An 11,991-nucleotide genomic window follows, 5' to 3' on the forward strand; every position below is an offset into this window, starting at 1 on the left:
TCCCGCACAGGGAGGCCGTCGGCTTCCCCTCGCAATCGGCGCGCACCTCCCCTCGCCATCCCCGCGCAGGGGAACGGCGTATACCGCTCAGGTGACGCGGACGGGAACCGCTGCCTCCGACAAAGCCCTTGACAGGATCAATGGTCTGGACCACGTTGGGGGCGCGCGCAGGGGCCCCTGAACGCGCATCCCCCCCCCCACAATTCCCCCACACACGGAGGCAGTAGTGGTTCGCGCTCGATCATTCGCGGCTCGCGCACGGTCAAGGAAAGCCACCACCGGAACGCTGCTCGCCGGACTCGCCACCGCGGTACTGACGGCCGCCGCCGTCCTCACCACGGGCGCCGCCAACGCATCCCAGGAACATCCGGAAGGCCCGGCCAAACCGGCCGGTCCGGCAGCCTCGGCCGGAACCACCCCCGCCCCATCGCCCCACACCTCGGCGGTCCCCGCGCACGCCCTCACCGGCTACTGGCAGAACTTCAACAACGGTGCCACGGTGCAGAAGCTGAAGGACGTCGACGACGCCTACGACATCATCGCGGTCGCCTTCGCCGATACGACCGGCCAACCGGGCGCGGTCACCTTCAACCTCGACCCGGCCGTCGGGTACGCCTCCGCCGACGACTTCAAGGCGGACATCAAGACCAAGCAGGCGGCCGGGAAATCGGTCATCATCTCCGTCGGCGGCGAGAAGGGCACGGTGTCCGTCAATGACGACGCCTCCGCCAAGAACTTCGCCGACTCGATCAACAAGCTGATGGACGAGTACGGCTTCAACGGCGTCGATATCGACCTCGAAAACGGCCTCAACTCGACGTATATGACGCAGGCGCTCAAGGCCGTACACGCCGCGCACAGCGATGTCGTGGTGACCATGGCCCCGCAGACCGTCGATATGCAGTCGCCGCAGAACGAGTACTTCAAGACGGCCCTGGCCATCAAGGACTTCCTGACGGTCGTCAATATGCAGTACTACAACAGCGGTTCCATGAACGGCTGCGACGGCAAGGTCTACTCCCAGGGCTCGGTGGACTTCCTCACCGGACTGGCCTGCATCCAGCTGGAGGGCGGACTCGACCCGTCCCAGGTCGGCATCGGCGTACCGGCATCCTCCCGCGCGGCCGGCAGCGGCTACGTCGCCCCGTCGGTCGTCAACGCGGCCCTGGACTGCCTCACCCAGGGCAACAACTGCGGTTCCTTCAAGCCCTCCAAGACCTACCCGGGACTGCGCGGGGCGATGGCCTGGTCCACCAACTGGGACGCGTCCAGCGGCAATGAGTTCGCCGGCCAGGTCGGCGCCCACGTCCACGCCCTCCCGTAGCACCACCCCATCACGACCCCCACGACCCCATCACGCCACCCCGCCGAAAGGAAGGATCCGCCAGGTCCCGCGCACACCCCGTGCCCGGGACCTGGCGTCCGTTCAGATTTCGGTCACCTACGGCTCGCCGCCGGCTTCGGCAGCGCACACCCCTCCGCGCTCAGATCCAGCTTGTTGCCGGCCCCGAAGCACTTCGGGATCCCGTACGTCTGCTGCGCGTAGTTGATGCCCTTGTGCACCGTGACGTTGCCGTTCTCGTCGACCTCGCACGGGTTGTTCTCGGTGCACCGCTCACCGCTCTCATTACCCGTGTTGTTGATCGCCGCGACCTTGCCGCTGGCGGTGTCGATCACCGGCGACCCGGACGTCCCGCCTATCGTCTTGCACTCCGGCGTGTAACGGACCGAGTCCTTCCAGGTCCAGTCCCCCTCCTTGAGGGTGGGGACGAACCCGTCGATCTTGCAGGAGTAGATCTTCTTCCAGAAGCCGGAGACCACGCTGATCGACGCACCCTGGGCAGGGTGGTCGGCGGCCAGCTCCAGCGGCTTGATCCCGTACTGCTTCTCGATCTCGGCGTACGTCGAACCGGTCTCGTAGAGCGAGACGTCGGTGTCGGTCATCGTGGCGTAGGCGATCTTGGTGGCCCGGATCGTGCCCAACTCGCCTGCCGATTTGTCGAGCAGGGTGAAACTGCGGCTGGACGGCTGGTCGACGATGACCTCGCCGGCGCCGGGCATACCGCTTTCCAGACAGTGGCCGTTGGACATCACCAGGGCCGGGTCGTTCTCCTGCGAGGTGGGCATCCGGACGACGGAACCGGAGCAGTTGTCCAGCGCCACGGTGCCGGCGAAGTCCACGGCCTGGGACGTCACGCCTACCGCCTTGGACTTCCCGCCTACGGCCTTGGAAGTCGCACCTACGGCCGTGGACTTGACGCCCATTGCCCTGGACGTGGCGTCCGCCGCCTGGGCTGTTCCGACGGTGCCCACCAGGGTCGCGGCTCCCAGTACGGCCGTGACGAGGGTGCCGACGAGAGGTCTTTTCATGTGGGGGGATCCTCTCCGCGTCTGTACCGAGGGCCGCTCACAACCCTCAGTTTTGTCGTGGCATTGTCAACTCCACGCCCCCACGGGGCAATCAATTTCCCCAAATCGGTGGCAAATTGCCGGATTCCCCCGCAACCATCGAGTCATCGCACCGCCCCGCAGCCGGCGCCACATCTGACCATTCCACATCTTGACCCGATCATGCCAACGCCCAAAAACTGACGGTGTCGCTTCGACTCACTCACACCCCCACACCCCCACACACCCCCACAGGAGATCGCATGCGACCACGAATCCGTGTCCGCGGCGGACGCACCACCGTCCTCGCCGCGCTCCTCTCCCTCGCGCTCGCCGCGCCCCTCACCGCCGCCCAGGCGTTCGGCGCCCCGTCCGACTCCCCCACCGGGCGCGCCACCGGCGTCACCACGGACGTCGAGCGGCCTCACCAGTACGAGGTCACCGGCCTCGCCACTCCCACGGCCCGCACCGCCCTCACCGCCACCGGCGCCAGCATCGACGAGGTCCACTCCGGGTCCGTCGTCATCACCGCCAACCGCGCCCAGGCCGCAGCCGCACGCAAACTCGGCTACACCCTCCGCAAACTGGCCGATCCCCCGGTCCCCGAGCCGAAGACACCGGGCAGCAAGGTCAAGGACTTCCCCTCCGGCTACACCGGCTACCACACCTACGACGAGGAGACGAAGGAGATCGACACCCTCGTCGCCAAGTACCCGGAGATCCTCTCCAAGCAGGTCATCGGGACCTCCCACGAGGGGCGCAAGATCCTCGCCCTCAAACTCAGCAAGAACGTCGCCAAGGACGAGAACGAACCCGAGGTGCTCTTCACCGCCCACCAGCACGCCCGGGAACACCTCACCGTCGAGATGGCCCTCTACCTCCTCAACGAGTTCACCTCCAAGTACGGCTCCGACGACCGCATCACCAAGATGCTCGACTCCCGCGAGATCTGGATCGTCCCGAACGTCAACCCGGACGGCGGCGAGTACGACATCGCCTCCGGCGACTTCGCCATGTGGCGCAAGAACCGCCAGCCCAACGAGGGCTCCGGCGAGGTCGGTACGGACCTCAACCGCAACTGGGACTTCAAGTGGGGCTGCTGCGGCGGCTCCTCCGACGACCCCGGCGACGAGACCTACCGCGGCGCCTCCGCCGCCTCCGCCCCCGAGGTCAAGGTGGTCGCGGACTTCGTCCGCAGCCGCAACGTGGGCGGTAAGCAGCAGATCAAGACCGCCATCGACTTCCACACCTACAGCGAACTCGTCCTGTGGCCCTACGGCTACACCAACGACGACACCGGTCCCGGCATGACCCAGGACGACTACGACACCCACGCCGCCATCGGCAAGAAGATGGCTGAGAGCAACGGCTACACCCCCGAGCAGTCCAGCGACCTCTACGTCACCGACGGCTCGATCGACGACTGGCTGTGGGGCGACCAGAAGGTCTTCGCCTACACCTTCGAGATGTACCCGTCATCGGCCGGCTCGGGCGGCTTCTACCCCCGTGACTCGGTGATCCCGAAGGAAACCTCCCGCAACCGCGAGGCCGTACTCCACCTCCTGGAAACCTCCGACTGCCCCTACCGCGCCATCGGCAAGGAACAGCAGTACTGCAAGGCCCATTGATCGACTGACGGCGAACCGAAGGGCGCCCGCCCCAGACCCCTGTCCGGGCCGGGCGCCCTCCCCTTCCCCGCAGGCCTCTACCTCTGATCTCGCCCAGCGCTCCGGCATTTACACCGGAGATGAAGGGCGTCCTTGGCCCTGCAGCGCGGAACGCCACAGCATCCCTCCGGGGGGTTTCACGAAAGTTAGCCAACTGCCCTATTTGGCATGCTGGTTCGATAGGATTGGGATGTGAAGCTCAGGTACCAGTTCCGTGTGTACCCGAGCGTTCCTCAGCGTCAGGCTTTGGCTCGGGTGTTTGGGTGCGCCCGCGTCGTGTTCAACGACGCGTTGCGTATCCGGCAGGACGCTTACCGGCAGGGCCTGCCCCGCCCCACGGCGGCCGAGCTGTCCAAGCGGGTCATAACCGAGGCGAAGAAGACGGCTGAGCGTGCCTGGCTCGGCGAGGTGTCGGCGGTGGTGCTGCAGCAGTCGCTGCGGGACCTGGAGGCCGCGTTCTCGAACTTCTTCGCCTCGGTCAAGGGCACCCGCAAGGGCGCCAGAATGGGCCCGCCCCGGTTCAAGAGGAAAACCGGCCGCCAGACGGTGCGGTTCACCAGCAACGCCGGGTTCAGGGTCTTGTCGGACGGGCTGCTGCGGCTTCCGAAGATCGGTGATCTTGAGGTGCGCTGGTCCCGTGAGCTGCCGTCGGCTCCGTCGTCGGTGACGGTCATCAAGGACCCGGCCGACAGGTACTTCGTGAGCTTCGTTGTGGAGGCGGAGGACAAGCCCCTGCCGGAGCTGGACGAGGAGGCCACCGGAACCGGTATCGACCTGGGTTTGTCCCACTACGCCGTACTGCGGAGCCGGAAGATCACCTCCCCGAAGTTCTTCCGGCGGCAGGAGCGTAAGCTCCGCCGGGCTCAGCGCAAGCTGTCCCGCTGCCAGAAGGGCTCAGCCAACCGCCGCAAAGCGAAGCTGGCTGTCGCGAAGATCCATGCCCGAGTTGCCGATCAGCGGCGCGACTTCATCGAGCAGCACACCACCACTATCACGCGTGAGAGCCAAGCCGTGTACGTGGAGGACCTGAACGCGAAGGGCATCGCCAAGACCTTCGGCAAGAGCCTGCACGACCAGTCGCTCGGTATGTTCCTGCGCACCCTCGAAGCGAAGTGCGCGAGATACGGGCGGACGTTTGTGAAGGTGGACCGGTTCTTCCCCTCCACCCAGCTGTGCTCCCACTGCGGGGCGCTCACCGGGCCGAAGGGCCGCGAGCAGCTGCGTATACGCACCTGGGAATGCAACTGCGGGGCTGTCCATGACAGGGACGGCAACGCGGAGATCAACCTGCGCCGTGAGGGGCGGCGCATCGTGGCGGAGGGAAGAGCCGACACGTAAAGCGCCTGCGGAGCCCGTGTAAGACCCGGCAAGCCGGGCAGTGGGCGATGAAGCAGGAACCGCTCGAAGCCCGCCACACAACGACGGCGGGCAGGCGAGAATTCTCCACCTCCAGGTGGAGGAGACTTCAAAGCAGGTGATCGGCCTTGCCCGCCTTGATCTCAAGGATGAGCGCACGAAGAGCCTCACGGGAATCGGTTACGTACGCGCCCTCGCAGCGGCCTGCGACGGCAGGCGGCGGTCCGCGCTCCTGCTTCTGGCCTGCGTGATGCACGCCTGTGACGGCACGTGGGGATTCGGGGAGTCGTCCACGTCCGACGAGGGGACGCGAATGTGGGCCGTACTGCCGCGCGAAGGGGCACGGGCGTACGAGAATGCGGTTTGACCTCAGGTGCGGTTGAGGTACGAGGGTTGCTCACCATGACGCACTTGACGCACTTGACGCACTTCATGGAACTCGTTCAGCCCGAGGCCGGAACGGCTTTGATCAGTGAGTGGCGTACCGGCGCTTCCGAGCTTTCGCGCGCCGCCGCCGACGCCATGATCGGAGAGCTGGAGGCCGCCGAGACGCCCTCCGCGCTCCTCGCCCAGCACCTGTTCCTGTCCACGGACGGGACCAGCCTCCTCTTCTACGCCCAGTGGACAAGCGACGAGGATCACCTGGTGTGGGCCCGTGCCCACCGCAACGCGAGGGTCAGCCGCATCGACGCGATCGTGCCCGGTATCGAGCGCCCCGGGCTCAACCGAACCCGCCTCCATCGCAGCGTGGTTCATGACGCGGACCGCCGCCCCGGCGTCTTCGTGGTGACGACGATGGCGACCGACGAAGCGGAGGGTGCGGTCAGGCCGACGCCGGGCTTGCTCGCCGGACACATCCACCTGACGACGGACGGAGAGCGAGCCATCGTCGTCACGGAGTGGACCGATGCCGCCTCACACGAGGCGGCGGTGACCACCGCTTCCGGCACTTCGGGCACCGGCCACCAGCAGTACAAGCGGTACACGCTTCACCACTCGTTCCTGGGGTGCGGTGCGAAGGTCGCGTCCGAAACAGATGCCGTGGACCGCAGGGGGATGTAATGTTCCCTCCTTGGCGATGTCTATTACCCGGCTGGTGATGCGGCCGCTGTTTCGGGAGGGCTTGATGGTTGCGGACATAGTCAGGACCTGGGTGGCGGGCTGGGCTGTATCACGGCGGACTCCCCCGCCGGTCGACATGCCCTGGGGTCTCTACGTCGAGGTGACCGACAGCCCCGACGAAAGGGGACGCCATGTCCTGCCGGAAGCTGACGAGCAGTTGGTCCGCAGCGCCGCTGCCTCGGTGAACGTGCCGCGGACCTGGATGAAGATGCCCGCGGAGCCGGAGGAGATCGAGCCCTGGCTACCGCAGGGCTGGGTGAGGGAGGAGACCGGGCATCTGATGGCCGTCGACCTGGTGGCCTCCGGCCCGGTCGCACCTGAGGGGTACACCGCGACTGTGGAGGCCTCCGGCGCCGTCGTCCACGCCCGGGTGTGGGACGCGACGGGCGAGCAGGCGGCTCAGGGGCAGATGGCACTCCTCGGGGAGGCCGCGGTGGTGGACCGGGTGGTGACCGAGGAGGCCCATCGGCGGCGCGGACTGGGCAACTTCGTGATGCGTACGCTCACCGACCACGCCTTGGACCAGGGCGCGGTCCTCGGCGTTCTCGGCGCGACCGACGCCGGACGTGCACTGTACGAGACGCTGGGCTGGAAGAAACACTCCACGCTGGCGGAGTACGTCTACCGGCCCTTGGCCCCCTCGGTCGGTTGAACATAGCCCGGTGCCGGTCCCGGACAGCCAGACCGCCCCGCTGGTCAGCCCATGCTCTTGGCGCCGTCCAGGCATTCGCGGATGATGTCGGCGTGGCCGGCGTGCTGGGCGGTCTCGGAGATGATGTGCATCAGCACCCGGCGGGCCGACCACCCCTCGCCGGGCTCGAACCACGGCGCCTTGGGCAGCGGCTGGGTGGCGTCCAGGTCGGGCAGGGTGGCGACCAGTTCGTCGGTCCGGCGTGCCACCTCGGCGTAGTGGTCCAGCACACCCGCCAACGTGTCACCGGGCAGCATGCGGAACTCGTCAGCCCGTTGAGCCCAGTCGGCCTCGGTCATGGCGGTGAAGTCACCCATCGCGGCCGGGCCGTCCAGGATGAAGTCGACCCAGTTGCGTTCGGCCGCGGCGACGTGCTTGATCAGGCCGCCCAAGCACAGCTCACTGACGGTGGTGCGCAGCGTCGCCTGGTCATCGGTGAGGTCGCGGGTGGTGAAGCGCAGGAGGTGCCGGTGCTTGGCCAGCATCGCCAACAAGTCTGCGCGCTCGCCGGCGGCTGCCGGCGTGTGGGCTGCATTGCTGGTGGTGATGGACTCGGTGGAGGTCATGATCTCCGCCTTTCTTGGTCCTGTTCCGTGGGTCGGGACCAACGTAGATAGCCTCTAGGTCAGATTCTGACCTAGATCCCTACCAACAGGATGAGAAGCGTGTTGATACAAACGATCACGTTCGGAAAGCGGATGGCTTCTCAGAACAGGCCCTGGCTGTCTAGCCGCACTGGAAGGTGAACATCGCCCGGTCGAAGCGGCGGTTGGCCAGGTCTTCGGGGCGTATCAGCCAGTAAAGAGTTCCGCAGTCACCCCACATCATGTCGGCGTCGTCGTCCGTATCGAACTGAGCGAGCAGCACCCAGCGGAGGGCTTCCTCCTTGATACGTGGGTCGCCCCACGGCGGGCTGCCCAGGATGCCGCGGGCGACCTCGGACTCCACCTCGTCCTGCACGGGGGTCGCATGGCCGCCGACACGGTGACGAGTGCCCTCGGAGTGGTCCCACAAGGCTTCCCGGAAGTCCCCGTCCCAGAGCGGGTGGTCGTCGGGCATCGGTGCGAACTCCCGGTAGACCACCGGGTGCCAGGCATACGGTGCTGTCGTCTCGGCGCGCGCGGTCAGTGGCACTTCGGGGTACGGCTCAAGTCCCTCCGGTGCCGTCCGCTCGGTGACGGGGACGCCCGCCGGTATATACAGCACGCGTGCTCCCGCCCAGGTGTCGGGTTCGTCGGGCAAGACCACCGCGGAGAAGTCATCGAACTGCCCGTCGAAGTAGAAGAAGGCCAGCGTGCCGTCTGCCGGGAGGTCGATGTCGAGGGTGGAGGGAGGGAGCTGGGCACAGTCGAGTGAGGCGATGAAGGAGAGCGGGCCGTGGCCCTCCCAGATCGGCCACTGCTCGTCCTCCGGCAGCTTCGGCAGGCCTCCGAGCCGGCCGATGACCGGATCGGCGGACGGCGCGGACGTATCCATACCTGTATCCGCACCCGTGCCCGTATCCGGGGCCTTCTCCAGGCGTAGGGCGGGGCGGAGCAGGCCGATCCATCGCTCGGCGATGTCGTGCGGCAGGTGCTCGCGGGCGAGATTGTGCAGGGTGTCGGTGGTGCTCGATGTCATGAGAACGATGATGCACGGGACCACTGACAATGGGCCGTCCGTGCAGTGCCGAGGGCCTGAGATCCTGAGGGCCTGAGCGGCTGCCCCGGCGTGAGGGCTCCGTTCTGCGTCCGGCATCCTGTCTGGGCTGATCTGTCCGGATCGGCCCAGACAGGAGAGGAACGTATGCGTAAGAGGCTGGTGTCCCGCATCGCCGTGGCGTTGGCGCTGACCGCCACCACCGCCCTGACCACGCTGACTGCCGGGATCGCTGCCCAGGCCACCGATCAGGCCACCGATCAGACCGGCGACCAGGCTGCCGCCCAGGCAACCGCCCCGGCCGCCGCGTCCGCAGGTGTGACCACCGAGGCGGTGTTCAACAATCCGAACGGCAGCCGGGCCGAGCAGCTTGCCATCGTGAACCGGCAGGTTGAGCTGATATCCGGGGCCCCCGCGGGCTCCCGCATACGGATGGCCATGTTCTACGCATCACACGCCCCCGTTGTCGACGCGCTGGCCGCGGCCCATCAGCGCGGCGTGCGCGTCCAGGCCGTCTTCGACGACAAGGCCGTGGGCTCGGCCCCGTACGGCAGGCTCGTCAGCGAACTCGGGACCGACACCTCGGCCGCCTCATGGGTCATGAACTGCGGTAAGGGCCGCGGCTGCATCGGCACCCGTGAGATGGGCGGTGTCCACGCCATCAACCACAACAAGTTCCTGCTCTTCTCGGAGACCCGGGGCACCCGCAATGTGGTCCTGCAGTCCTCGTCCAACCTCAACGACGGCCGGGACGGCACCAAGGGCTGGAACAACGCCCTTGTCCTCACCGGGAATGACGGTATCTACCGTGCGTACGACGCCTACTTCGACGATCTGGCAGCGCGCGAGGCCAACAGCGACTACTACACCACCGGCCGTCGGCCCGTCGGCTCCGGCCAGGCCAAGATCCACTTCTACCCGCGCGCCGAACAGCCTGGCGCCAACCCTTACCGCGACCCGTCCCAGGACACCGTCGCCACGATCCTGAGCAACGTCCGCTGCACCGGAAACTCCTCCGTCGGCACCCCCCGTGACCACCGCACCCGCATCCGCGTCAGCATGACGGCGATCAGTCGCCCCTACCTCGCACAGCAGCTCGCGCAGTTGGACGCGCAGGGCTGCGAGGTGGAGGTCGCGCAGACCTACGATCCGAGCAGCAAGTTGGAGAGGGAGTCGCTGGAGAATCTGCTCCGCCCGGCCTCCGGGCGCTATGGCGGCGTCCGGGTCGGCTACTACTGCAAGCCGACGGCATCCACCTGGATACACGACAAGTACCTGCTCATCGAGGGCAATTACTACAACCGGCCCGACCGCAGGATCGTCTGGACGGGCAGCCACAACTGGACCGGGAACTCCCTACGGCAGAGCGATGAGACCGTGCTTCAGTTGGAGGACTCCGCCGTCTTCGGCGCGTACGCCCGTAACTTCGCGCTGACCCACGCCGCGACGACCCATCAGCCCGCCAATGGCGACGCCATCGCCTGCGAGCCGCCGAAGGCGTAGCAGGTCCAGAGCCACTGCCGCCCGGTGTGAGCAGCATTGGGTCTAGAGCAGCAGGCCGGCCAGGGACGCGGCTGCGAAGCCCGTGGTGGAGAGCACGGACTCCAGGACCGTCCATGACTTCAGCGTGTCGCGCACGGAGATGCCGAAGTACTTGGCGACCATCCAGAAGCCGCCGTCGTTGACGTGCGAGGCGAAGATCGAGCCCGCCGAGATGGCCACGATGATCAGGGCGAGGTGGGGCTGGGAGAGGTCCTGGCCGTCGGTCAGGGGAACGACGATTCCGGCGGTGGTGACGATGGCGACGGTCGCCGAGCCCTGGGCTACGCGGAGAACGACGGCGAGCAGCCAGGCGAGGACGATGACGGGGAGGCCGGCGCCGTGGAAGGTGTCGGCGAGGGCGTCGGCGACGCCGCTGCCCTGGAGCACCGCGCCGAAGACGCCGCCCGCGCCGACGACGAGCAGGATGTTGCCGAGGGGCTTGAGTGACGCGGCGGAGACGGACTCGAGAGACGTACGGGACCAGCCGCGGCGGACGCCCAGGAGGTAGTACGACATCAGCAGGGCGAGGGTCAGGGCGACGAAGGGGTTGCCGAAAAACTCCAGGACGGAACGGAGGGTGCCCGGCTCCAGGGCGATGGAGGAGAAGGTCGCCAGGAGGATGAGGAGGAGAGGGGTGCCGATGACGGTGAGGACGGTCGGGAGGGGGACGGGGCGTTCCGTTGCCCCAGCGCCTTGGTCGGCGGCTCCCGCGCCCCGGTCATCGGCGGCGGCCGCCGCCTTCGCGGCCGCTGCGGCCTCGACCATGTCCTGGGGTACCGGCACGAAGACGCGTTTGCCGATCCAGGCCGCGTACGCCCAGGCGCACAGGACCGCCGGCAGGCCGCAGAGGGCACCCATGAGGATGACCCAGCCCAGATCGACGCGGAAGAGTCCGGCCGCGGCCACCGGCCCGGGGTGCGGTGGCAGGAAGGCGTGTGTCATCGACAGGCCCGCGAGCAGCGGCAGGCAGGAGAGAAGGACCGATGTGCCGCTCCTCCGCGCGGCCGCGTAGACGAGGGGCGCGAGGACGAAGATGCCGACGTCGAAGAAGACCGGAATGCCGAAGAGCAAGCCGGTCAGTCCCATGGCGAGCGGGGCACGCCGCTCACCGAAGAGCCCCAGCAGTCGGGTGCTCAACACCTCGGCGCCGCCCGAGACTTCGAGGATCGCGCCGAGCATGGTGCCCAGGCCGATGGTGATCGCGACGTGGCCGAGTATGCCGCCCATCCCGCCCTCGACCAGGGAGGTGACATCGGACTTCTGGACCGTACCGAAGAGTTCGGTGACGGAGAGCCCGGCGGCGAGGCCGACGGTGAGGGAGGCGGCGAGCAGCGCGACGAAGGGCTGGAGCCGGAGCTTGATGATCAGGAAGAGGAGGAGGGCGATCCCCAGCGCGGCGACGGTCAGCAGGCCGGGGGTGCCGGGTATGAGGGCGAGCAGGCCACCCCGGTGGGGCGGCTGTGGTGCTGCGGCGAGGAAGACAAAAGACATGCGGTGACTCCGGTGTCAGGCATGGTGCTTCCGAGTGGGGAGGGCCAGTGAGGGGGCCAGTGGGGAGAACCAGTGGGGAGAGCCGCAGCACAGCGG

The 11,991-nt window shown here is 67.5% G+C and carries 10 protein-coding genes; 6 read left to right on the top strand and 4 right to left on the bottom strand.

What is annotated here, in order from left to right; all coding sequences use genetic code 11:
- Positions 1-226 precede the first annotated feature (226 nt).
- Entirely contained in the window at positions 227-1,324 is a 1,098-nt protein-coding gene (locus ACFY12_RS03400; RefSeq protein ID WP_390713995.1) for a chitinase, read from the top strand.
- 113 nt (positions 1,325-1,437) lie between these two features.
- On the opposite strand, the gene ACFY12_RS03405 is transcribed toward ACFY12_RS03400, so the two are convergent.
- Positions 1,438-2,370: a trypsin-like peptidase domain-containing protein gene (locus ACFY12_RS03405; RefSeq protein ID WP_390713996.1), complete on the bottom strand. Its 933-nt coding sequence runs from the start codon at positions 2,368-2,370 to the stop codon at positions 1,438-1,440.
- A 281-nt stretch (positions 2,371-2,651) separates the two neighbouring features.
- On the opposite strand from ACFY12_RS03405, the gene ACFY12_RS03410 reads away from it, so the two are divergent.
- The 4 genes from ACFY12_RS03410 (at position 2,652) to ACFY12_RS03425 (ending at position 7,185) form a co-directional block, all read left to right on the top strand.
- Entirely contained in the window at positions 2,652-4,016 is a 1,365-nt protein-coding gene (locus ACFY12_RS03410) for a M14 family metallopeptidase (protein WP_390713997.1), read from the top strand.
- 255 nt (positions 4,017-4,271) lie between these two features.
- A complete protein-coding gene (locus ACFY12_RS03415) occupies positions 4,272-5,393 on the top strand; it encodes an RNA-guided endonuclease InsQ/TnpB family protein (protein ID WP_390714365.1) in 1,122 nt (373 codons plus the stop codon).
- Between the two features lie 429 nt (positions 5,394-5,822).
- Entirely contained in the window at positions 5,823-6,473 is a 651-nt protein-coding gene (locus ACFY12_RS03420) for a hypothetical protein (protein WP_390713998.1), read from the top strand.
- 64 nt (positions 6,474-6,537) lie between these two features.
- Positions 6,538-7,185 (top strand): GNAT family N-acetyltransferase, encoded by a 648-nt coding sequence (locus ACFY12_RS03425; protein WP_390713999.1) that lies wholly within the window; start codon positions 6,538-6,540, stop codon positions 7,183-7,185.
- A 44-nt stretch (positions 7,186-7,229) separates the two neighbouring features.
- Here ACFY12_RS03425 and ACFY12_RS03430 read toward each other — a convergent pair whose 3' ends face one another.
- Together ACFY12_RS03430 and ACFY12_RS03435 are read right to left on the bottom strand one after the other, a co-directional pair.
- On the bottom strand, positions 7,230-7,790 hold the full coding sequence (locus tag ACFY12_RS03430) for a DinB family protein (RefSeq protein WP_390714000.1): 561 nt from the start codon (positions 7,788-7,790) through the stop codon (positions 7,230-7,232).
- Positions 7,791-7,950: 160 nt separating this feature from the next.
- Complete coding sequence (locus ACFY12_RS03435; protein ID WP_390714001.1) at positions 7,951-8,844, bottom strand: YwqG family protein; 894 nt, start codon at positions 8,842-8,844, stop codon at positions 7,951-7,953.
- Between the two features lie 165 nt (positions 8,845-9,009).
- On the opposite strand from ACFY12_RS03435, the gene ACFY12_RS03440 reads away from it, so the two are divergent.
- The gene (locus ACFY12_RS03440) at positions 9,010-10,365 is read left to right on the top strand and encodes a phosphatidylserine/phosphatidylglycerophosphate/cardiolipin synthase family protein (RefSeq protein ID WP_390714002.1); all 1,356 of its coding nucleotides are present in this window, start codon (positions 9,010-9,012) and stop codon (positions 10,363-10,365) included.
- A gap of 42 nt (positions 10,366-10,407) precedes the next feature.
- Here ACFY12_RS03440 and ACFY12_RS03445 read toward each other — a convergent pair whose 3' ends face one another.
- Positions 10,408-11,895 (bottom strand): GntP family permease, encoded by a 1,488-nt coding sequence (locus ACFY12_RS03445; protein WP_390714003.1) that lies wholly within the window; start codon positions 11,893-11,895, stop codon positions 10,408-10,410.
- Between the last annotated feature and the right edge of the window lie 96 nt (positions 11,896-11,991).

Origin of the sequence: Streptomyces sp. NPDC001339, assembly GCF_042895955.1 — a bacterium.
Taxonomy (GTDB): Bacteria; Actinomycetota; Actinomycetes; order Streptomycetales; family Streptomycetaceae; genus Streptomyces.